This is a genomic window from Pontibacter sp. HSC-14F20, assembly GCF_019599265.1.
Taxonomy (GTDB): domain Bacteria; phylum Bacteroidota; class Bacteroidia; order Cytophagales; family Hymenobacteraceae; genus Pontibacter.
The window spans coordinates 45,533-68,421 of sequence record NZ_JAHZTC010000014.1; the positions used below are offsets into that span (position 1 = coordinate 45,533).

Annotated in this window: 13 protein-coding genes, 1 tRNA gene and 1 riboswitch; of the genes, 9 read left to right on the top strand and 5 right to left on the bottom strand. The window is 51.4% G+C overall.

Annotated elements, in window-relative coordinates; translation table 11 throughout:
• Window positions 1-191: 191 nt before the first annotated feature.
• On the bottom strand, window positions 192-1,151 hold the full coding sequence (locus K3G39_RS14100) for a ribonucleoside-diphosphate reductase small subunit (protein ID WP_220626818.1): 960 nt from the start codon (window positions 1,149-1,151) through the stop codon (window positions 192-194).
• Window positions 1,152-1,797: 646 nt separating this feature from the next.
• Between K3G39_RS14100 and rplU the strand changes: the two genes are divergently transcribed.
• Window positions 1,798-2,106, top strand: coding sequence for a 50S ribosomal protein L21 (gene rplU / locus K3G39_RS14105; RefSeq protein ID WP_220626819.1), 309 nt, complete (start codon window positions 1,798-1,800; stop codon window positions 2,104-2,106).
• 75 nt (window positions 2,107-2,181) lie between these two features.
• Window positions 2,182-2,451: a 50S ribosomal protein L27 gene (gene rpmA, locus K3G39_RS14110; RefSeq protein ID WP_220626820.1), complete on the top strand. Its 270-nt coding sequence runs from the start codon at window positions 2,182-2,184 to the stop codon at window positions 2,449-2,451.
• Between the two features lie 74 nt (window positions 2,452-2,525).
• On the opposite strand, the gene K3G39_RS14115 is transcribed toward rpmA, so the two are convergent.
• On the bottom strand, window positions 2,526-3,164 hold the full coding sequence (locus tag K3G39_RS14115; protein WP_220626821.1) for a hypothetical protein: 639 nt from the start codon (window positions 3,162-3,164) through the stop codon (window positions 2,526-2,528).
• Between the two features lie 380 nt (window positions 3,165-3,544).
• Window positions 3,545-3,654: riboswitch (SAM riboswitch) on the top strand.
• A gap of 70 nt (window positions 3,655-3,724) precedes the next feature.
• Here K3G39_RS14115 and metH point away from each other — a divergent pair.
• Both metH and metF read left to right on the top strand, forming a co-directional pair.
• Window positions 3,725-7,435, top strand: a complete 3,711-nt coding sequence (metH, locus tag K3G39_RS14120; protein WP_220626822.1) for a methionine synthase — start codon at window positions 3,725-3,727, stop codon at window positions 7,433-7,435.
• A gap of 47 nt (window positions 7,436-7,482) precedes the next feature.
• Window positions 7,483-8,439, top strand: coding sequence for a methylenetetrahydrofolate reductase [NAD(P)H] (gene metF, locus K3G39_RS14125; protein WP_220626823.1), 957 nt, complete (start codon window positions 7,483-7,485; stop codon window positions 8,437-8,439).
• A gap of 201 nt (window positions 8,440-8,640) precedes the next feature.
• On the opposite strand, the gene K3G39_RS14130 is transcribed toward metF, so the two are convergent.
• From K3G39_RS14130 to hemW, 3 genes are all read right to left on the bottom strand, one after another.
• Window positions 8,641-9,411 (bottom strand): cyclase family protein, encoded by a 771-nt coding sequence (locus K3G39_RS14130; protein ID WP_220626824.1) that lies wholly within the window; start codon window positions 9,409-9,411, stop codon window positions 8,641-8,643.
• Between the two features lie 3 nt (window positions 9,412-9,414).
• The gene (locus tag K3G39_RS14135; protein WP_220626825.1) at window positions 9,415-9,834 is read right to left on the bottom strand and encodes a hypothetical protein; all 420 of its coding nucleotides are present in this window, start codon (window positions 9,832-9,834) and stop codon (window positions 9,415-9,417) included.
• A gap of 71 nt (window positions 9,835-9,905) precedes the next feature.
• Window positions 9,906-11,033: a radical SAM family heme chaperone HemW gene (hemW, locus tag K3G39_RS14140; protein WP_220626826.1), complete on the bottom strand. Its 1,128-nt coding sequence runs from the start codon at window positions 11,031-11,033 to the stop codon at window positions 9,906-9,908.
• A 213-nt stretch (window positions 11,034-11,246) separates the two neighbouring features.
• Between hemW and K3G39_RS14145 the strand changes: the two genes are divergently transcribed.
• The 5 genes from K3G39_RS14145 (at window position 11,247) to K3G39_RS14165 (ending at window position 22,867) form a co-directional block, all read left to right on the top strand.
• The gene (locus K3G39_RS14145) at window positions 11,247-13,010 is read left to right on the top strand and encodes a POTRA domain-containing protein (RefSeq protein WP_220626827.1); all 1,764 of its coding nucleotides are present in this window, start codon (window positions 11,247-11,249) and stop codon (window positions 13,008-13,010) included.
• 83 nt (window positions 13,011-13,093) lie between these two features.
• A tRNA-Met gene (locus K3G39_RS14150) sits at window positions 13,094-13,170 on the top strand.
• Window positions 13,171-13,556: 386 nt separating this feature from the next.
• Window positions 13,557-17,237 (top strand): gliding motility-associated C-terminal domain-containing protein, encoded by a 3,681-nt coding sequence (locus K3G39_RS14155; protein ID WP_220626828.1) that lies wholly within the window; start codon window positions 13,557-13,559, stop codon window positions 17,235-17,237.
• A 5-nt stretch (window positions 17,238-17,242) separates the two neighbouring features.
• The gene (locus tag K3G39_RS14160) at window positions 17,243-18,202 is read left to right on the top strand and encodes a type IX secretion system membrane protein PorP/SprF (protein WP_220626829.1); all 960 of its coding nucleotides are present in this window, start codon (window positions 17,243-17,245) and stop codon (window positions 18,200-18,202) included.
• 468 nt (window positions 18,203-18,670) lie between these two features.
• Window positions 18,671-22,867, top strand: coding sequence for an ice-binding family protein (locus tag K3G39_RS14165; RefSeq protein WP_220626830.1), 4,197 nt, complete (start codon window positions 18,671-18,673; stop codon window positions 22,865-22,867).
• Window positions 22,868-22,889: the final 22 nt, after the last annotated feature.

Consider the following 22,889-nt stretch of genomic DNA (forward strand, 5'->3'; position numbering starts at 1 on the left):
CTAAAGCCAATTGCTTTCACAGGTTTGGAGGCGAATGCCCCGTCTGGCGACCTTTGCCAGGTATAGAGTCCGGTTTGCAGGCATCGACGCGGTTGGCTGTACCTGCATCCGGATGGTAAGGTAATTCGGGAAGCAGCCGGACCGAGGCCCGGCGCCCTTTATTTCCTAAACTTACAAAGTAATTCAGATTGTTAAAAGTCTTCGTCGAGCGAAAAAACGTTTTTGTCTTTGTCGCCCATCACGCCGGCTTTCTGGTACTCGCCCACGCGCTTCTCGAAGAAGTTGGTCTTGCCCTGCAGCGAAATCATCTCCATAAAGTCGAACGGGTTGGTGGCGTTGTAAAGTTTACTGCAACCCAATGACACAAGCAGACGGTCGGCCACAAACTCAATGTACTGGCTCATCAGCTTGGCGTTCATGCCGATCAGGTCAACCGGTAGTGCGTCCGTCACAAATTCCTTCTCAAATTCTACGGCATCACGGATAATTTCGTGCACACGGCTTTCAGGCAGTTTTTCGTTCAGCATAGAATAGAGCAGGCAGGCGAAGTCGCAGTGCAGGCCTTCGTCGCGGGAGATCAGCTCGTTTGAGAAGGTAAGACCCGGCATCAGGCCACGCTTCTTGAGCCAGAAAATAGAGCAGAAAGAACCGGAGAAGAAAATACCTTCCACAGCCGCAAAAGCAATCAGGCGCTCCGTAAAATTCTCGCTGTTGATCCACTTCAGGGCCCACTCGCCTTTTTTCTTCACGCACGGCACCGTCTCTAGCGCATTGAACAGGTAGTCTTTCTCAGACTGCTTCTTTATATAGGTGTCGATCAGCAGCGAATAGGTTTCGGCGTGGATGTTCTCCATCATGATCTGGAAGCCATAGAAGCAGCGTGCCTCCGGAAGCTGCACTTCCTGCATGAAGTTAATCGCCAGGTTTTCGTTTACGATGCCATCTGAAGCGGCGAAAAAGGCCAGTACGTGGCTGATAAAGTGGCGTTCGCCGTCGTTCAGGTTTTCCCAGTCCTTCTGGTCCTGCGACAGGTCGATCTCCTCGGCAGTCCAGAAACTGGCTTCTGCTTTCTTATACATCTGCCACACCTCGTCGTGCTGTATCGGGAATAAAACAAAGCGATTCGGGTTTTCTTGTAGTATTGGCTCCATGCGCGTAAACTTTAATGTTATTTAAATTAACAGCGACACTTCGTTACTGTTTTATTAGATGTTAAACCTACCTGTCTGATCACCCTACGGGGAATGACCTTTGGGTAACAGGATTTCAAATATAGTGATAAGAACTTGAATTGGCGGGCTAAAGTTGTTCAATTTATTAACACTTTGTTAAGTGGTTGATTGTCTGAAAATTGAGCCGGAATTAACAGGCTTATTAACATGATGCCGTTAACATATATGATTGTTAAAATATAGTTAATTAAATATTAAATCATTGTTAAGTGCTGAAAAGTACAACCTAAGGGAGCCTGCTCAGGAGTTGGGGTTGATTTCGGCGGTGCAAAATCCAAATTTAGCTGCAGGAGCTATCTTCTTAAAGCTGAATTTTGTTTGGGTTTGGAAGCTGCTGTGGAAAACCCGTTTCTTGCGCTAATGAGTCAAGGCGCTGCGGACTAATGTGTTATGCGTGTTTTTGGAAGGTGCAAAATTACGGAGTGTAGATTTCAACAGCGTTATCCACATGGTTGCCCATAAGCGCTGCAGAAACAGAAAGAATTAGAAAACAATGATTTGCATATTAACTTTAAGTCCGCTAATTTTGCAGACTTAAATTTTTTTAAATCATACATTGAAGCTGATGTACGCAATTGTAGAAATCGCAGGTCAACAGACCAAAGTAGAGAGCGGTAAGTTCATCTACGCTAACAAGCTTTCCGGCAATGATGGTGACGCCGTGGAGTTCACCAATGTTCTTCTTACTGATGATAACGGCACTATTACTTTGGGTGCTCCTTTCGTTAGCGGTGTTAAAGTGGTTGGAAAAATCCTTGGCAACGTGAAAGGCGACAAAGTGATCGTTTTCAAAAAGAAGAGAAGAAAAGGCTATCGTAAAATGAATGGTCACCGCCAGCATTATACGAAAGTCCTGATCGAGAGCATTGGGTAAGCAGTAAGAGGAAATTAATCGTAAAATCTTTTCGGGTTGGAGTCACTACTGACCTGAACTAAATAGTAAAAGAAAATGGCACACAAAAAAGGAGCTGGTAGTTCTAATAACGGCCGCGAGTCACATTCAAAACGACTTGGTGTTAAGATTTACGGTGGTCAGGACATCATCGCAGGTAACATCATTGTAAGACAAAGAGGTACTGCACACCACCCAGGTAACAACGTGGGTATGGGCAAAGACCACACACTCTTCGCTATGACTGACGGTGTAGTTCAATTCAAAAAAGGCGTTAAGAACCGTTCTTACGTTTCTGTAATTCCTAAAGTAGAAGCTGAAGCGTAAGCTTTACAGCCTATACTGCCACCTGCGGGTGGAAGAATAAAAAAGGGGTGCCCACGGCATCCCTTTTTTATTTGCTATACTTTTTGCCTCGGGGTAGGTATGGCTTCGGCTTCAGGTATAGCCGGGGGCGCTATTGTTTGCTTTCCTGCCCGGCCGCCGTTCCAGTAGGTATAGAGCCCGGTAGCTATACCTGCCCCACAAAGTAAATAAGCAGCAGTCTGGCTTTGGAAAGAAAGCGGTACGCTGCATAGCACCAGGCTAAGGCCCGACAGCCAGATCAAACCATAGCGTATAGGCGAGTGGGCTGTAGTTGCATAATTCGTTCTGACTCCGAGCAGATGCAGAAGTTTGGGGGCTTCCGCTGCCAGCAGTGCGAGGTTCAGCAAAAGGAAAAAGGCCAGTACATAGGGCGTGCCTTTCCAGACCTGCGATATAGTAACCAGCAGGATGTTCAGCAACATGGGGAGCAGGGCGATGGCGCCAAGCGTGCGGTATCGGAGCGTCAACAGCATAAACCCTACCACAATCTGGGAGTAGGCGATGAAGCGGGCGAAGAGCCCTAAGCCGAACTCCGCCAGTTTCTCCTCCAGCCATACCGGCCCGATCAGGCCAGGGAACCGGTGCTCGTAGAAGATCTTCGCCATACCTGCCGTGAAGAAGATAAGCCCCAGGAAAACGCTGATGCCATTGAGCGTGAATGTTTTGAAGTTCATGTATATACCTGCTAAGCTGCTCTGAGTCCTTAAGATATTGTCTTTAATTAAACCAACATAAAGTATTATACTAACCGGCTAAATGTGCAGACGATCGGGCTATACCTGAGGCGGAAGCAAGGGGGCTTGGTGAAGCATCTGATCAGGGGAAAATTCTTTTCAGTATACGGCAACATACCTGCATAAGGCCCGTATACCTAGATATAAAGAGTTATAGAGTGAAAACAATTAAACTCTTTTAGGAAAGGGACACTTCTGGTGTCCCTTTCTGTTTTTATACCTTTTGTACAGTTCAGTACACCCCCCACATCTGCCCGATAACTTCCTATTCTTAGGCAACAAAAATTCGTGGTTTTCGGATAAGTATGTATCTTTACAGCTTCTTATCAAGAAAGACCGAGGGACAGGGCCCTATGACGTCTTAGCAACCTTGTACCAGCTTGGTGCTAATTCCCTTCTCAGCCATACCTTGGCCGGGAAAAGATAAGAGAGTATACCTACCTCAGGGTGTCCTTCTTGATAAGCGCTTATGTAGACTTAACCAAGAGGGGAACACCGAAATGACCAAATCACATCCGATCCATACTTTGTTGCAGGAGCGCGTGCTCGTGCTCGATGGCGCCATGGGTACCATGATCCAGCGTTACCAACTCTCCGAAGCCGATTTCCGCGGCGAGCGTTTTAAGGATCATCCGTCTGACCTGAAGGGCAACAACGACCTGCTCTCCATCACGCGTCCGGATATCATCAGCGCCATTCATACCGAGTATCTGGAGGCCGGTGCCGATATCATCGAGACGAATACCTTCAGCGGTACTAGCATCGCGATGGCGGATTATGGCTTGGAGCATGTGGTGTATGAGATAAACTACGAGTCGGCGAAGATAGCCCGTGAGGCGGCGAATGAAGCGGAAGCAAAAAACCCTGCGCACAAGCGCTTCGTAGCCGGCGCCATCGGTCCGACCAACCGCACGGCCTCGCTCTCCCCGGATGTGAACAACCCCGGTTTCCGCGCCATCACTTTTGACCAGTTGGTGGAAGCTTACTACGAACAGGTACGCGGCCTGGTGGACGGCGGTGCAGACTTGCTGTTGGTGGAAACTGTGTTTGATACGCTCAACTGCAAAGCCGCACTTTTTGCTATTCAGCAGTATGTAAATGATGGCGGCAAAGAACTCCCCATTATGGTATCTGGTACCATCACCGATGCCAGCGGACGTACCTTATCCGGGCAGACGGTAGAGGCTTTCTGGAACTCGATCTCGCATGCGCCTATCCTAAGCGTGGGCTTTAACTGTGCCCTGGGGGCGCGTCAGCTTAAGACGCACATTCAGGAGCTCTCCCGCATTTCGGACTGTTACATCAGCGCCTACCCGAATGCTGGTCTGCCGAACGCCTTTGGCGGCTACGACGAGACAGCCGAGCAGATGGGCGCTATTGTAGAGGAATATCTGAAGGAAGGGCTGGTGAACGTACTGGGTGGTTGTTGTGGCACGACGCCCGTACACGTTAAAGTAATCGCAGACCTGGTGCGCAGGTATAAACCGCACGTTCCCACTCCCGTAGCCCCCCTTCCCCGCTACAGCGGCCTCGAGCCCCTCACCATCACCTCTGATACCCTTTTCGTGAACGTCGGCGAACGCACCAACGTCACCGGCTCCAAAAAATTCTCCCGCCTGATCGTTGATGGCAAATTTGAAGAAGCCCTCTCAGTTGCCCGTCAGCAAGTGGAAGGCGGTGCCCAGATCATTGACGTGAACATGGACGAAGGTATGCTTGATTCGGAGCAGGCCATGACCGACTTCCTCCACCTGATCGCCTCCGAACCCGACATTGCCAAACTGCCCATTATGATTGATTCTTCGAAATGGAGTGTGATAGAGGCGGGGCTGAAATGCGTGCAGGGTAAATCGATCGTTAACTCTATCAGCTTAAAAGAAGGAGAAGAAGCTTTTAAAAGACTTGCACGCAAAGTACGCCAGTATGGCGCTGCCGTGGTGGTGATGGCATTTGATGAAACAGGTCAGGCCGATACGCTGGAGCGTAGAAAAGAGATTTGCGAACGCTCTTACCGCATCCTGGTGGACGAAGTAGGCTTCCCGCCGCAGGACATTATTTTCGACCCGAACATCCTGGCCATCGCCACAGGTATAGAGGAGCACAACAACTATGCGGTTGATTACATTGAAGTAGTAAAATGGATCAAGGCCAACCTGCCGCATGCGCAGATAAGCGGGGGCGTGAGTAACCTCTCCTTCTCCTTCCGTGGCAATGATCTGGTGCGCCAGGCCATGCACACCGTGTTCCTCTACCACGCCGTGCAGGCAGGGATGGACATGGGCATCGTGAACGCCGGCATGCTGGGCGTGTACAGCGAAATTCCGGCTGAACTGCGCGACCTGATCGAAGATGTGATCTTCAACCGCCATCCGGACGCAACCGAAAAGCTGGTGACCTACGCGGAAACCATCAAAGGCAAAGGTAAAACAGCCACTGCCGCTGATAACTCCTGGCGTGGGGCGCCGGTGGAGGAGCGTCTGAAACATGCGCTGGTAAAAGGCATCGTCGATTTTATCGACGAAGACACCGAAGAGGCGCGTCAGCAGGCAACTAAAACCCTGGATGTGATCGAGGGACCCTTGATGGCAGGTATGTCGGTGGTAGGCGATCTGTTTGGTGCCGGCAAAATGTTTCTGCCGCAGGTGGTGAAGAGTGCCCGCGTGATGAAAAAATCCGTGGCGTACCTGCTGCCCTTTATGGAAAAAGAAAAGCTGGCGTCCGACACCTCAAAGTCAACGGCAGGCACAATACTGATGGCCACCGTGAAAGGCGACGTCCACGACATTGGTAAAAACATCGTGGGCGTGGTGCTGGCCTGCAATAATTACGAAGTGATCGACCTGGGCGTGATGGTGCAGCTGGATAAGATCCTGGCAGAAGCCGAAGCGCATCAGGTAGACATCATCGGCCTGAGCGGGCTGATTACCCCTTCGCTGGACGAGATGGTATACGTAGCGCAGGAGATGGAGCGCCGCGGCATGAAGATCCCGCTCCTGATTGGGGGAGCCACTACGTCGCGGGTGCACACAGCTGTGAAGATCGCGCCGCAGTACAGCGGCCCGGTGATACACGTGCATGATGCCTCGCGCAGTGTGACGGTGGTGAGTATCCTGCTCAGCAGCGAGCGCGACACTTATATCGCTGAAATCAGAGCCGAATACGAAAAGCTGCGCGAAGACCACCTGAATCGAACGAAAGACCGAGCCTTTGCCAGTATAGCAGAGGCCCGCGCCAATAAGTATAAAGTAGATTGGGCGGCAACGGAGGTTGCCAGGCCAAGCTTTACCGGCAACAAGGTATACACCAACTACCCGCTGCAGGAAATCATCCCTTACATCGACTGGACGCCTTTCTTCCATACCTGGGAGCTCAAGCGGCAGTACCCGAAAATCCTGAACGATCCGGAGCTGGGTGTGGAAGCCACCAAGCTGTTTGCCGACGCACAGGCCATGCTGCAGGAGATCGTAGGCAAGCAATTGCTCGAGGCCCGCGCCGTGGTGGGCTTCTACCCCGCCAACGTGGAGGCCGACGATACCATCGAGGTATATACCGATGATTCACGTGAAAACGTGCTGACGGAATTCCATACCTTACGACAGCAGGGCAAGAAAGGAGCGAATGTGCCGAACCTGTCCTTCTCCGATTTCTTGGCCCCGAAAGAAACAGATATAGCCGATTACATTGGCGGCTTTGTCGTATCGTCTGGTTTTGGCATCGAGAGGCTCCTGGAGCAGTACGAAGCCGAGCACGACGATTACAAATCCATCATGGTGAAAGCGCTGGCTGATAGATTAGCCGAAGCCTTTGCCGAACTGATGCACTTGAAAGTGCGAAAAGAACTGTGGGGCTACGCGGCAGACGAGCAGCTGGATAACGAAGGGCTGATCAAAGAGCAATACAAAGGTATACGCCCTGCCCCTGGCTACCCGGGCTGCCCCGACCACACCGAGAAGATCACGCTGTTCAACTTACTGAAGGCAGAAGAAACCGGTGTGATCCTGACGGAGAACCTGGCCATGCATCCGGCATCCTCGGTAAGCGGGCTGTACTTCTCCCACCCGGATTCCCGCTACTTCGGCCTCGGCAAAATCGGCGAAGACCAGGTAGCCGACCTTGCGCGGCGCAAAGGTATGGCCAAAGAGGAACTGGAGCGCTGGCTCTCTCCAAACCTGAACTACGAGCCAAAGCCGGTAGCGCAGCAGGCGGTGTAGTACTCAAACCATTTAACAATACAGCAATTTAACAATTCAGCTATACCTTGAAAGTAACCGAGCACTTCCAGAACGCCAACGGCAATACGCTGTTCACCTTTGAGATCTTGCCGCCACTCAAAGGCGAGAACATGAAAACCCTCTTCAGCCACATTGACCCGCTGATGGAGTTCAAGCCGCCCTTTATCGATGTGACCTACCACCGCGAAGAGTATATCTACAAGCAGCGCGAGAACGGCCTGCTGGAAAAGCGCAGCACGCGCAAGCGCCCGGGTACTGTAGGCATTTGTGCGGCCATCCAGAACCATTACAAGGTAGACACGGTGCCTCACCTGATATGCGGCGGCTTCAGCAAGGAGGAAACAGAAAATGCCTTGATTGACCTGCACTTCCTGGGTATAGATAATGTACTGGCGCTTCGGGGAGATTGTGTGAAGAGTGAGCAGCGCTTCGTGCCGGAACCCGACGGGCATACCTATGCAACAGAGTTGATCGGCCAGGTCGTGAACATGAACAAGGGCTGTTACCTCGATGATGAGCAGGCGTACCACAACGGTACTGATTTTTGCATTGGCGTGGCGGGCTATCCAGAAAAGCACTTCGAGGCCCCCAACATAACCTCAGACCTGCGCTGGCTCAAAAAGAAAGTGGAGCTCGGCGCAGAGTACATCGTCACGCAGATGTTCTTTGAAAACCAGAGGTACTTCGATTTCGTGAATCGCTGCCGTGCCGAGGGTATAAACGTGCCGATCATTCCGGGCCTGAAACCCATGACCACCAAAACGCAGCTCACCCTGTTACCCAGCTTGTTTCATGTCGAGATTCCGTGCGCGCTGGCCGATGCTATTGAGTCTTGTGCCGATAACAAAGCGGCCGCACAGGTAGGTGTGGAGTGGGCGATTCAGCAGTCTAAAGAACTGATGGAGTTTGGTGTGCCTTGCCTGCATTTCTACTCCATGGGCAAGTCGGAATCGGTGCGGAAAGTGGCGAAGCAGTTGTTTTAAAGAAACCTCAACTAAACTAAATCTAACCTTAAGGCTGGGGCTTTTGGCTTCAGCTTTTCTTTTTAACAGGTATAGCCATACCTATCGCACGACTTTAAAGCATCTTTTAGTTCTATGATTATCGAGAAAATGGGCTGTCGCAGGTTTAGCTAGGCGGTTGGCTAAGATACTCGCGGGAGATCTGGCAGGTATAGCTATACCTTATAAAGTCGGGAAAACAGGCGACAGCTTGTATAGCACCGGCTTGCTTGGGCTGGCGTCGAGTTGCAGGCTGGCGAGCTGGATGTTGAGCAGGTATAGCCCATCTTCTACCTGGTTCGGTACATAGATCAGTTCGGTGATAGTGGCGCCGCAGCGGGTGTTTTTGGGGTACTGCCAGAAAGCGTGGTGGCAGACCAGTTTGCCTTCGTCCAGCTCACGGTCCACAGAGGGCAGGTCGAGTAGCAGGTGCTGTATACCTTTCTCAGCCAGATACTGCCCAATGGCATGCTCCAGGTAGGGCGGGTTGGTGCCGGAATAGTGGCGGGTGAGTTTCTCGTCGGAGTTCGGCAGGGTGCGGATGATGAGCGCTTCGCATTTTATACCTTGCAGTCCGGCTTTCACATCCTCGAGTAGTACCACTTCATCGCCGTTTTCCTGCTTTTGTGGAGTTACCGTGATGAGCTGTGCTGCAAACAGGAAGCGTTTCAGGCAGTTGTGGATGGTGGCGTGCTCGTCGGCTGAAATGTGGCCGTAGCATTCGGTGTGAGTGCCGTTGCCGTGCGGCGTCAGGTGCATGCGCTTGTAATTGGTGCTTCCTCCCTGGGCTACGCTTCCGACAAAATCTCCCACCCGGATCACATCAAACTTCGCTGGCTCAGCCCAGAAGCACTCAGGTTGCAGCTGTTTATCGTGCAGCGGCATGGAGATGTCCAGCGGCTGTGCCGGGTCGAAGGTATAGGGCTGGTCGCGGTATGTAATGGAGGCCTGCATCACTTAACTCTCATAATCGCGCAGCCAGCGCAGGGCGTCTGCATCATTCGTAAAGTTCCTCGCCTCAAAGTGCACTCCCCCAAGTGCCTCTGCCCTTGTCATCACAGACTCAAATGAGAGCCTGTTAAACACATTTTCGGGCAGCACACGAGCCAGTTTTTTCACGCCCAGTTCCGAAAGCGATTTGTAAAAGGTAGTAGACAGCCACTCTTTGGTATGGGGAAGCAGTTTGCCAATGACCAGCGCATTCAGCAGCAGCTTATCAGCCTTAGACTCCTCCAGTAGCAAGCTTAACTTTTCAGCAGTCTGGAGCATCTCGCTGTGTTCCACGGGGCGCAGCCAGGTGTTCGCCAATATGCCGTGTTGGAGGTCTGTGGAAATTCGGCTGATGTCGTTTAGGTAAAGTGTTTCCAATAGCTGCATGGTGGTGTAGCGCGGGGCTTTTTTCCGGCTGAAATCAAATCTACAAATAAATCTGATATAATCAGCACGTGCTATTCTATCATCAGGTCCAGGGTTATTTGGTCGGCAAGCAGCTTGCCTGGGTCGGTCAGGTATAGCACATTCGCCTCAACACGCGCCAATCCTTTCTCGCTAAGCTGTTGCAGGTAAAGCCGATGCTGTGACTGCAGGTCGTAGCTATACCTGTCGCGCATCACGCTCAGGTCGCAACCCCAGATGGTGCGGAGTGTAGTAAGCAGGTAGTCGTTGGCCTGGTCGGCCAATGTCAGTTCTTCCACCTCGGCAGGTATAGCGCTTTCAGCCAGGGCGGCGGTATACTTACGGTTGTTGGCTACATTGTACTGCCGGCTGTGGCCGTTAAAGGAATGCGCGCTCGGGCCAACGCCCAGGTAATGCACGCCACGCCAGTAATTGCTGTTGTGCTTCGACTCGAAACCGGGCTTGCTGAAGTTGGACACCTCGTACTGCACATACCCATGCGCCTTCATCTGCTCCAGCAAGATCTCAAACTGCTGCGCCGTAAACTCGTCTTCCGAAGGCTTGAAAGTGCCTTTTTTGCTCCAACGGCCCAGGGCAGTGTCGGGTTCTATGGTCAGGGCGTAGCAGGAAACATGCTGCACATTAAGTGAAAAGAGTGTTTTCAAATCCTCCAGCCAGATGCTGTGGTCCAGCGCAGGTATACCATAGATCAGATCCACGGTGATGTTGTCGAAGCCGGCAGCTTGTGCGTCGCGTACGCATTGCAGGCTCTCCGTTGCGTTATGAGCGCGGTTCATCATGCGCAGGTGCGGCTCATGGAAGGATTGCAGCCCAATGCTTAATCGGTTTATACCTGCCGCTTTCAGCTCCTGAAGCTTCTCCGGCGAAAGGTCATCCGGGTTGGCCTCCAGTGTTATTTCTGCCCCCTCCGAAACTATAAACAGCGCTTTGATGGTTTGCAGGAGAAGGTATAGCTCCGACTGTGTGAGCAGCGAAGGGGTGCCACCACCGAAATAAATGGTACGCACTTCCTGTCCCTGCAGGTAATCTTTACGCAGTTCCAGCTCCCGGGCAATGGCCTGTATGGTAGCCTCTTTGTGCCCCATGGAAGTACTGAAGTGGAAGTCGCAGTAGTGGCAGGCCTGTTTACAAAAGGGAATATGAAGGTATATGCCGGACAAATCTTTAATTGTTAAATTGCTGATGGTTAAATTGTTGTTTCGCTTAATTATTATGTGAAGGTATGATGCAGGAATCCGTTCGGGCAGTTATACCTTTGCGAGCATAATTTGAGCAAAAGCCTCATGTTAATAGAGAAACAATTTAGCCAGTAAACAATTCAACCATTTAGTGTACAAATGTACAAAATCGCTGTCTTAGTGTGGTGCTTATTCATGTGCCTGCCCCTGCTGCAGGCGCAGGACAAGCCGCCTGTGCCACCGCAGCAGGTGCAGCCGCCAACGCCCAAGTTGGTTAAACAGCCAATGGCAGCGCTCAGGGTATACGCTGCCGGCTCTGACCAACAGGTGCTCCGGCAGTACAACTACCGCACGCAACTGGCCGACACCATAGAGGCGCGCAAAGAAGTAACAGCACTGGTACATCGTTTGCATCAGGACGCCTACCTGCTGACCTCTGCCGACAGCTCTTACAAGCGCAACGATACGCTCCACGTGAAACTGCACATCGGCAATCGTTTTGACTGGGCTGAGCTGCGCAATGGCAACCTAAGCGAAGGTATACTGGTGGAGTCGGGTTTTCGGGAGAAGTTTTACCGCAACGTACCTTTTAAGCCTGCCGAATATGCCCGGCTGCAGCAGCGCATCCTCGACTATGCCGAGCGCAACGGTTATCCCTTCGCCTCCGTCTGGCTTGACTCCATTCAGATAAAAGACAACAAAATATCGGCTGCCCTGATGGTGGAGAAAGCCTTTGTGGTAATCTACGATACGCTGCAAGTGATGGGAGGCAGCAAAACGAAGCCTAAATTCCTGATGCGCTACCTGCAGCTATACCCTGGCCAGCCTTATAACCAGGATCAGGTGGAGGCCTCGCAGCGGATGCTCACCACGCTGTCATACCTAAAAGTGGTGCGTCCGCCGCAGGTACAGTTTCTCCGGGACAAGGCAAAAGTAGTTTACTTTTTAGAAGACCGACAGACAAACCAGCTAGATGGTGTGGTTGGTTTCCTACCTGACCCGAGTCGCTCCGGCAACAAGCTACTTATTACGGGCGAGGCTAATATGAACATCCGCAACATCAAAGGGAGCGGTAAGCAGTTGGGCCTGCAGTGGCGCAGGGTGAACAAAGGCTCTGTCATCCTGAACGGCGAGTACCTGCATCCAAACCTTTTCGGAACACCTTTCGAGCTGGGCACGCGCTTCGGGCTGCTCAAACAGGACTCCAGTTTCATTACTATACAACCGCGGGTACAGCTGGCCTATAATACCATCCGTTACGGACGCTTCAGTGTATTTACAGAGTGGCGCAACTCCCGCATTCTTTCTACGGCCAGTCCGCAAAGCCTCCGGGCCCTCGACCTGGCTGACGCCCGCACGAACACCTACGGCCTGAACTACCTTTGGAACAATCTGGATGACTTCTATTTTCCTCGTAAAGGACGATTGGTGGAACTGCAGTTGGCGGCAGGCCGCAAGAAGCTGCTGCGCAACCCAAATCTGGAGAAGGAGTTTTACGACACCCTGGAGGTCAATACTACGCAGCTCAGCCTGGGCGTGCGGTTGGAAAACTTCTTCAGGATAGGCAAAAACAGCGCCCTGTTGGCCAGGATTCGGGGTGAGGCACTACTCAACGACCAGATTTTCCTCAATGACATGTATCGCATCGGCGGGCTGTCTTCCTTAAGAGGTTTTGATGAGTATTTCTTTTTTGCCTCCACCTATGGCATCGGTACGCTGGAATATCGCCTGTTCACAGCCGAGGATTCCTATGTGCTGCTTTTCTACGATCAGGGCTATTACCGCAGCGACCTGGAACAATCGAAGGCCGAAGGACTGCCGCTCGGGGTTGGCGGAGGCATCAGCTTCAGCACCGGCGCAGGAATTTTTCAATTAGTGTATTCTGTCGGAAAATCAGAACAGCAGCCTATGTCGCTGAGAGCCTCGAAGATACACTTCGGAATCACGAGTAAATTCTAGATTCTCACAATTTTTTTGAGGTTTTTAGCAACCAAAGCTTGCGTAGTAAGTATGTTTATACTACTTTTGTAACACAATAACAGTGCGGGATGGAGCAGTTGGTAGCTCGTTGGGCTCATAACCCAAAGGTCACAGGTTCGAGTCCTGTTCCCGCTACCCAAGAAAGCCTTGAATCGGAAACGGTTCAAGGCTTTTACTTTTTTTATCCCTTCTGCCCGATTCAAATAGGTGCTAACTCGCCACTCGATTCCTCTCTTAATATTGTTCCTACTATATTTAAACAGAACTATACCTTTTCTCGTAGAGAAGGATCTTCTGCTAATGATAAATAACGAGGCAAAGCCTAAACATAAAAGCGCTTAGTTTGTAAGCCAATTCTGAGAGTTACTTTATTGATTGGTGGTTAGAGTGTATATATCGTTATTTAATTGTTTTACTTATATTTAGGCAATATTAGCTTTAAAGTCATGCTCTGATAAATCATAATGAAAGGTTATATCGTTATAGTTTCAGTACAGCCAAATTTCACCCTTTAAACCTGATCCGATGCGCCAACTGCTACCCAGGCATCTGTTCTTTAGTTTGCTTGCTTCTTTATTGCTATTAAGTGGTCCTGTCTGGTCAGCACCTTGCCCCACCACCGTGCAGGTGGATGGGCGTACCGTTTTATGTGAAGGTGAAACAACAATTTTAAGAGCTCCGGAGGGCGCTGGCCTTTCTTATCTGTGGTTCAAAGATGGTGTTCAGCTAGGAGCAACAGGCAGAGAGTTGCAGGTTACCGAAACAGGCAGGTATAAGGTACAGGTTTCAGGTAGTACCTGTGATACAAACACCTCCTCTGAAGTGCCCATAACAGTTAATAGCCGCCCGGCACTACCTGACTTTACAATTGATCCGTCAACTGCCCCCTGTTCAGGAACACCGATTGTTTTCGAGATCATCAACGCATCTCCGGATGAGACCTACACCTGGACTTTTGGCGATGGCACTACTGGCCGTGGCCCTCGGGTTGAACATACTTACAACGAGCGGGGTACTGGTATTGCAGACTTTGATGTGACAGTGCTCGCAACAAGCACAATTACCAGCTGCCCTGCCCCAGCACCTGTTACAAAGCCGGTGCAGATTCGCCGATTACCTGAAATTTCCTTTACAGAAGAGAATAGCTTCCTTACCTGTCTGCCTGATACCATTGCAGATGCCGATATAAGCGTAACTGCCGTTATCACCAACACGACTCAAGAGCCTGCCCTAAGTGACATCCGCAGCTATTTTGTGGACTGGGGCGATGGGAGCGCGCCCGTGCAGTACAGCCCGGCTGATTTTCCGATCTCCAACCCAAACCCATTTACCACAGTCGGAGACTATACTATTACAATCTCTGCCGTAGCTGGCAATGGCTGTACGGAGCCATTCACACAGGTATACAGTGTGAGCAAGGAGCCCAAAGCCGGGTTCTCGTTGGGCAAAAAGCGGGCTGATGAAAGCCAGCAGCCGCCTTGTGTACCCGTCATTGTTACACCCGAAGACTCCGCGACTGGTGGAGGGTTAACCTATGTCTGGTCCGTAACACCAGATCAGGGCTATGTCTTAGAATCGGGTAGCTTGACAGAGGCAAATCCTGTTTTCCGTTTTACACAGTCCGGTGTGTATACCATTGAGCAGATCGTAACCAACGGTTGCGATGCAGACACAGCCTCGCAAGGTATCGTGGTGGGGTGGCCACAGGTGCAGCCGCCTGCCGGTGGCGTATTTTGCGGCCCGACCCGGATCGACCTGAGTGCGAGCGGGCCCGGAGGCGCTCCGGGTGGAGGCGGTGGTCTGTTCATCGACAAGAACCTCGGCGAGGAAATCACGGTGACCATCTCCATCAACGGACCGAAGGGGCCGACGACTAGAACCTTCAATTCGGAGACTTTCAGCTACGCGTATGATTTTGATCGGCCCGGCACCTATACCATTGCCGTGGAGGCAGTAAATGAGTGCGGTAGCTCCAATGCCATTTTCCAGGGACAACCACAGCCACCAGTGGAGGTAATTATATTGCAGCAGCCAGGGCAACCCACCATAGCCAACCCGGGCATCGTCTGCGAAGGCGATTTTGTGGAGCTGACCCCAACCTCAACGGCCCCGTCTTTTGCCTGGTTCGATACCGATGATCCGAATGCAACTCCTATTTTCATAGGCAACACCTTTGTGACGCCTCCACTGCCTGCTGGTAGCAATGACTTTTATGTAGCCGCCCGTGACTCAGCACAAGGTATACTATGCACAGGCCCGCGCAGGCAGGTGACCGTTAAAGTAAACCCACGCGTGACCAACAACCTGATCGATATTGGAGGACAGGAAACAGGCAGTGTGTGCGTAGGCGGCGTGTCAGCGGAGCTGACGGGCAGCAGACCTTCCGGCGGCGATGAAACCACACCTTACAGCTATACCTGGCTGGTTAGTACGGCGGGGCCGGATCGGGGCTACGCAGCAGCTCCTGGGGTAAATAACAACCAGAACTATACCCCAACACAGCCGATTAACGCCACTACCTGGTTCAGGCGTGTCGTCCGTTCTGCCAACTGCTCCCCTGACTCCAGTAATGTGGTCGAAGTGGTGGCCGTAGAGCCAGTACCTCCTAGTGCGAATGTTGTTACACCAGCGTTGCAGGAGATTTGTGCGGGAGATTTACCAGCGCAGTTGGTTGGCTCACCGCCAAGCGGCGGGACAGGTGGTCCTTATACCTACCGCTGGGAAGTAAGCACGCTCGGGCCAAATACAGGATTTGTGGCAGCCCCAGGAGCTAATAACAGTGAAAATTACGAGCCCCCTACCAATTTATCCGGTGATTCATGGTTTAGGCGCATTGTAACCTCAGGGGCCTGCGACTCTCCCTCAGAGGCTGTTCGCATCACCGTTTCCACGGCCCTCGCCAACAACACTATCACAGCGCCAACCCAGGATGAATGTTCTGGTGCTGCGCCAGGAGCTATTACGGGTACAGCCCCATCAGGTGGCAGCGGCAACTATACCTACGAATGGCTAATTAGTAGTACCGGTACGGCCGGCAGTTTCGTTCCGGCACCGGGCACCAACAACCAGCAGAGCTATACCCCGGGCGCTATAACGCAAACCACCTTCTTCCAGCGAGTGGTGCGGTCCGGACAATGTACCTCTAATGAGAGCAACGTGGTGGAGATCCGCATACGTCCTGCCATTACAGGTAACGCGATTTCAGCAGAGCAGGAGATTTGCTCAGGTACACAGCCGGCGCCTCTGACGGGCACTACACCTTCTGGTGGCAGCGGTGGATTCACCTATCGTTGGGAAAGCAGTATTAGCGGACCAACTGCGGGCTTCAATCCTGCAGCAGGTCAGAATACGGGAGCAGGCTATACTCCTCCTGTGCTCACCCGCGACACCTGGTTCCGTCGGGTGGCTATTTCGGCAGGTTGCGAGAATCCTTCAGAAGCAGTAATGATTTCGATGCTGCCATTGCCGAATGCCCCTATTCTGACGGTGCAGGATGCCCGGGCCTGTGTGGGTGAACCTGCCACATTAACCGTAGCCAATGCCAACGGCAACACCATTGAGTGGTACGATGCTCCAACTGGCGGGGCACCGCTCTTTGTAGGGACAACCTTTGTCACGCCTGAGCTAACTCAGAATACCACTTTCTATGTGCAGGCCAGAAACAGTAACAACTGCACCAACGCGACCCGCACGGCAGTTAATGTAACTATCGTAGAGCCTGTAGCAGATGCCGGTCCGGATGTAGAGATCATTCAGGGGCGTCCGGCAGAGCTGCGTGCCACCGGTGGGGTGTCGTATGCGTGGGAGCCTGCCGAAAGCCTGAGCAATGCCAATGTCGCTAATCCGGTGGCCAGGCCTGATGTGACAACCACCTATACGGTGACCATCACCACTGAAGAAGGCTGTACGGCCACCGATGAAGTGACTGTGACGGTTATACCTGCCATTACAGCGCCGAATGCCTTTTCCCCAAATGGGGATCGGGTGAATGATGTGTGGGAGATCGGGAACATAGAGAATTATCCGGATGCCCGCATTGAGATCTTTAACCGTTGGGGTAACCAGATTTTCAGCTCAACCGGCTATGCGACACCTTGGGACGGCACCTATAATGGCGAGTCGCTGCCGGTAGCCACCTATTACTACATCATTTATCTCAACAGCTCCGAAAAACCAATTTCAGGGCATGTGACCATTATTAGATAATGACTATGAAAAAGCTGTCTCTCCTGTTGGTTGTATTGGTAGGTGTTGTTACGCAGGCTTTCGCACAGCAGCGTCCGCAGTATAGCCAATACATGGTCAATAATTTTCTGCTCAACCCCGCCCTGTCAGGTATAGAGGATTACGCTGACATACGCATCAGTAACCGGCAGCAGTGGGTGGGGCTCGACGGGGCGCCCGTTACTTACTATGCCTCCGCCCATATGCCGCTGAACAAAGGCGCGACCAGCACCAAGTATGCCAAGGCGCTGGCGCATCACGGGGCAGGCATCATCATTCATACCGACAAGACAGGTCCGTTACGCCGGACAGGGGTGTCAGGTACTTATGCCTACCACCTGCCTGTTACGCGTACTATCAACGTGTCGGCGGGTGTAGGGGCAGGCCTTATTCGGAATACTATCAACAGTTCAGAATTGGAATTTACTAATCCCGCGGAGCCGCTAATAGGTGGTGGACGGGTGAATCAGAATGTGCTGGATCTTTCGCTGGGGCTGTGGGTATACTCCCGTAACTTCTCTATAGGCCTTGCCGGAGCGCAACTGCTTGAGAATGCCGGCACTTTCCGCTCCTCAGAGGAAAGCAACGTGGCACTTGACCTGCAACGACATTATTTTCTGACAGGTAGTTATCGCTTTACGCCTGGAGGACGTATTGACCTGATCCCATCTGTCATGCTCAAATTGGCTGCTCCAAGCCCACTCTCGGTGGATGTGAACCTGCGCGCGCTTTACAATGAGCGCTTCTGGGTAGGCGCCTCCTATCGTCACAACGATGCCGTAGTAGGAATGGTAGGCGTATACGTTAGTCCTCTTATTGACATCTCATATTCTTACGATGCCACCACATCAGGCCTCAACCGGGTAAGCGCCGGAACCCACGAGGTAGTAGTTGGTTTTAAACTACTGAATGATCGCCGTATTATCTGCCCGCAATGGGTATGGTGAGGTAAAATCCACTTTTTAGTTTTAGTACAATTCAGGAATGCCCTGTGCAGGAATATTTTTTTTATGTTACTGATACAGAGTGTACCCGATTGTGCCTACTTTTGCACCCAAGTCTAAAAATACTATTGTGATATAGCTATATAAATCTGCAAATACTGCCTGCTGGATCGGGGTGTGATGTGATGTAGAGCTAAATAAGTAAGATAGGACTTTGTTGTAATTAAGTTTAAACTTTAACTTAAAATTTGTTACTTAACTAATTTTGTTAAATTTTAGAGCTTATTATAGCCCCAGATATACGCAATATACTTTTAAAGCTTCTGAATGTACTTTTTAAAGTATATACTTGCAACTTATTTGGCTGAGTAGGATAAAAGGAAAAAGCGCTTCGGGAATGGCTGCTCGTAGTTGCAAAATGTTGAATATTAAAACGCCAGGTTCTATAACAAACTTATACTCATCGATTTCATGACAAGCTTCTTAAGTAGAGCCCTGCTCTTAGTGCTGGGCTTATGGCTGGTTACGTTTGGCGTAAATGCGCAGCAAGCGCCCACACTGGGGGCCTTTTACGACTATAACGTAGTAGGTGGTGATAGGGTTTTCAACCAAGGCAATACAAGTACGATCATCCGTGCCAAAGTAGCTTCTGTTACTAGGCCTGCACAAGGCTTGAACAGCGTTTCTGTATGGCGTGGCATAGAAAACGTGAATGCCGCTGCTAACAATGCGCTTGCCGCAGCCACTTCCGTTTACAACACAGCCGCAGCTGCAACACCCACTACTACCCTAACCAATCCGGAACTTGGCGGACGTACCTATACCCCGGGTGTATACCTGTTTAATGGCAATGGCACCGTTTCCTCCGATATTTCATTGGACGGCAACAATAACCCTAACGCGGTCTTCATTTTTATTATCAAGGGCAGCCTCAATATTGGGGCCGGAGTAGACATCGAGCTCATGCGGGATGCCAAAATTGGCAATGTGTTCTGGGTAATAGAGAATGCGCTCACCGTAGGTAATGGTGCCGAGATAAAAGGCCAATACCTGGCCCGACAAGAGGTAGCGCTGGGAGATGGCTCCATTGTGAGGGGGCGAGTGGCTTCATTGCAGGGGGAGGTGAGGCTGAACAATAACAACTTCTTTCTGCCAACAGACCATGAAATCAAAATAGAAAAGACTCAGGGTGACGCAGGGGTTGACCGTTATATTGTAGGCCAATCGATCACCTATACCTTCACCGTCACGAACAAAGGTCCGGTTGACGACGAAAACGTACGGGTAACTCCAATTCTATTTTCAGGGGCTAACCATAGCTTTACAACCGATGCTCCTAACGCTACCTTTTCGCTTGTAAGCGGGAATTGGGTATGGAATATCGGAAGCCTGAAAGTAGGACAAACCTATACGCTTACACTTACAGCCACCATCAACGAAACAGGCCCGGGCTTTGTGCGCGGTACAATTTCAGGAGCGGCCGAGGACGAAATTCAGCAAAACAACACGGTTGACATTAACTTTTGCGCGGTGCTTCCGGATGCAGGGGTTATTACAGGGGCGGTTGAGCTTTGCGTAGGAAACGTCGGGGAGTATAGTATCGAGCCAGTAGTAGGAGCCACCGGCTATACCTGGAACGTGCCAAGCGGCTGGAAAATTACAAGCGGCCAGGGGACCACTAAAATCACAGTAGAGGCAACCGGACGTAACGACGATGCTTATATCCAGGTATCGGTTAACAACAGTTGCGGCGCCAGTCCTCCCAGCCGTCTGAAAGTAAACAACTATCCTGATCCACCCGCTACACCAGGGCCAATTACGGCTAACGAAGGTGCCTGCGCTGGTGATGGTGCCACATACTCAATAGATCCTGTACAGGATGCCAGCTCTTATATCTGGACAGTGCCGGCAGGCTGGAGTATAGTGTCCGGGCAAGGTACTACGCAGATTTCTGTAAGCGTAGGAGAAGCGGCCGGCAAGATAACCGTAAAGGCTAAGAACGTCTGTGGTGAGAGCCCGAACGCATCTGAGCTTGAGGTAAAACCTTTCCTGAAAGCACCGAACCAGCCATCCAATGTCTCCGGATCAGGTACATTGCCTTTCTGCGTATCCACTGATCGTGTGACATTCAGCGTAACAGCCAGCGGCGATGTGAGGGAATATGTATGGGAATACCCAGCCGCATGGACGATTATCGAAGGACAGGGAACAAACACTGTTACATTTAACCCGAACGGAGTAGGTGGTACTGTAACCGTAAAAGGCTTAAATGCCTGCGGAATTAGCCCAGCCCGAACATTCACCGTAGTGCCTATCCCTGGCCCACCAGTTAATCCGGGTGACATATCAGGTGCATTCCCTGTTTGCCAGAACAGTGTCGGCACCAAGTACTCGGTAGCCCCGGTACCAGGCGCCACCAGCTATACCTGGTATGTGCCAGACGGCTGGACGATTACTGCAGGCCAGGGCACAAACGAAATTACTGTGTCGCTGAGCGGCAATGCAAGTGGTGGTCAGCTGCGCGTACAAGCGGTTAATGACTGCGGTGCAAGCGGCATTACACGCAAAGATGTAACGACTGCTACCGGCGCACCAACAGCTCCTCTGGTAATTAGAGGAGATGAGTTTGGCTGTACCGCTAAAACTACAGTGTATGAAATAGACCCGGTTGCGGGAGCGCAAAGCTATACCTGGACACTGCCTCCAACCTGGACCATCAACAGCGGGCAGGGAACAACCCGCATCACAGTTACGATCGGAAGCGAGTCAGGTAATGTGAGCGTGATTGCGACAAATTCGTGCGGGCAGAGTAGCCCGGCAACGAAAGCTGTAAGACCATTCCCGACAGTGCCAGCTACGCCATTCGCCATTAAAGGTCCGGATGAAGTGTGTAAAGGACAGAGTGAAGTTACATACATGCTGGAGCCGGTAGACCATACCCTGGAGTATATCTGGGCCGTGCCGTCTGGCTGGACCATCCTTTCCGGTCAGGGCACGACAAAAATCGTGGTGAAGGTGGGCACATTGGCCGGTGATATTACCGTAACAGCTTCTAACCCTTGCGGAAACAGTATACCTGCCAAATTACGTGTTGCGCCTGTAGCTGACGTACCAGCTCCGCAGGCAGGACCAATAACCGGAAACGCTCAGTATTGTACCGGTCTCAACCAAACATATTCTGTGGACCCAGTACAGGGCGCAAAATCTTATTTCTGGAGCTTCCCGGGAGCAGACTGGGTAATTGTAGAAGGACAAGGCACAACACGCGTTACCGTGAAAGCCGGTGCAACACAGGGTAAAGTAAGTGTGGCAACCGTTAACAGCTGCGGCACCAGAAGTACCGCAACAGGACTGACAGTGCAGTCAGTAGGCTCAGTGCCTCCTGCCCCATCCGCTATCATAAGCGGTAATGAAACTTACTGTGGCAATACAACCGGGCTTACTTTCCGGATTGCAGCCGTTCCGACCGCAATTAGCTACGAATGGGTAGTGCCGCAAGGCTGGACTATCACTTCAGGACAAGGCACAACCGAAATCAAAGCAACTGCCGGTACGAGTGGAGGCGAAATAACAGTAGTAGCCGTTAACTCCTGCGGAAAGAGCCAAAGTGTTAAACTGCTGACAGAGCCCCAGCGTCCGCTTATGAATCCGGAGGCAATCAGAGGGCCAGAGCTGGCATGTGTGGGCAGAACCGACGCAGTCTATTCTATACCTGCTATCAGCGGCGCCGAAACATACCTATGGACAGTGCCAACCGGTTGGGAAATACTTTCAGGTAAAGGCACCAACAGCATCAAAGTGAAAGTAGCAGGTAGAGGCGATGTGAAAGTAAAAGCCCAGAATGCCTGTGGTACCACGGCCGAAGTTAAGTTGACGGTAGAAGTAGTTACAGCTCCACCACTTGCACCTGCCACAATCAAGGGCGAGACGCTGACTTGCGCTACCCGCATCACGACTTACTCGATTGACGCAGTGGCCAACGCTTCTTCTTATTCGTGGAAAGTGCCAGCCGGATGGACTATTACTTCAGGTCAGGGCACTACAGAAATTACAGTGCAGATGGGCACCAGCTCAGGAGAAGTAAGTGTAGAAGCCGTGAATGACTGTGACAGAAGTGCTGCCGCTAAACTGGCTGTAACAACAAGAGCACTTCCCGTGATCAGCCGCATAGTGGACCGCACCCTAGCATGTTCTGACATAGCTACCTTCGAACTCGAGTCGAACAGTCCAGGCGCCCTGTTTACCTGGGAAGTGCCAGCTGGCTGGGAAATCCTATCAGGCCAGGGCACGAGTGTGATCACTGTTATGCAGGGAAATAACACAGGAGAAATCACAGTAGTAGCCGACAACGGAGAGTGTAAGAGCGACCCGGTTACCATGATTTCAGATCCAAGTATGCGTGAGGCCAACCTGATTGTGCCAAACGTGTTCACACCGAATAACGACGGTGAAAACGATACCTGGATGATCGGCAACCTGGCAAATTACCCGGATAACGAAGTGGTAGTAGTGAACCGCTGGGGTAATGAAGTGTACAAGAGCAAAGCTTATCAGAACAACTGGAGCGGAGACAAACTAGCGGAGGGGACTTATTATTACCTGATTCGTCTCACGCTGTGCGATGGCTCTGAGAAGACCTACAAAGGTTATGTGATGATCGTCCGATAAGAAAACAAACGAATTAAGTGAT

Bases quoted from the DNA above. Each gene is read 5' to 3' on its own strand.
- K3G39_RS14100 (WP_220626818.1), bottom strand. From the start codon at position 1,151: ATGGAGCCAATACTACAAGAAAACCCGAATCGCTTTGTTTTATTCCCG.
- rplU (WP_220626819.1), top strand. From the start codon at position 1,798: ATGTACGCAATTGTAGAAATCGCAGGTCAACAGACCAAAGTAGAGAGC.
- rpmA (WP_220626820.1), top strand. From the start codon at position 2,182: ATGGCACACAAAAAAGGAGCTGGTAGTTCTAATAACGGCCGCGAGTCA.
- K3G39_RS14115 (WP_220626821.1), bottom strand. From the start codon at position 3,164: ATGAACTTCAAAACATTCACGCTCAATGGCATCAGCGTTTTCCTGGGG.
- metH (WP_220626822.1), top strand. From the start codon at position 3,725: ATGACCAAATCACATCCGATCCATACTTTGTTGCAGGAGCGCGTGCTC.
- K3G39_RS14130 (WP_220626824.1), bottom strand. From the start codon at position 9,411: ATGCAGGCCTCCATTACATACCGCGACCAGCCCTATACCTTCGACCCG.
- K3G39_RS14135 (WP_220626825.1), bottom strand. From the start codon at position 9,834: ATGCAGCTATTGGAAACACTTTACCTAAACGACATCAGCCGAATTTCC.
- K3G39_RS14145 (WP_220626827.1), top strand. From the start codon at position 11,247: ATGTGCCTGCCCCTGCTGCAGGCGCAGGACAAGCCGCCTGTGCCACCG.
- K3G39_RS14155 (WP_220626828.1), top strand. From the start codon at position 13,557: ATGCGCCAACTGCTACCCAGGCATCTGTTCTTTAGTTTGCTTGCTTCT.
- K3G39_RS14160 (WP_220626829.1), top strand. From the start codon at position 17,243: ATGAAAAAGCTGTCTCTCCTGTTGGTTGTATTGGTAGGTGTTGTTACG.
- K3G39_RS14165 (WP_220626830.1), top strand. From the start codon at position 18,671: ATGACAAGCTTCTTAAGTAGAGCCCTGCTCTTAGTGCTGGGCTTATGG.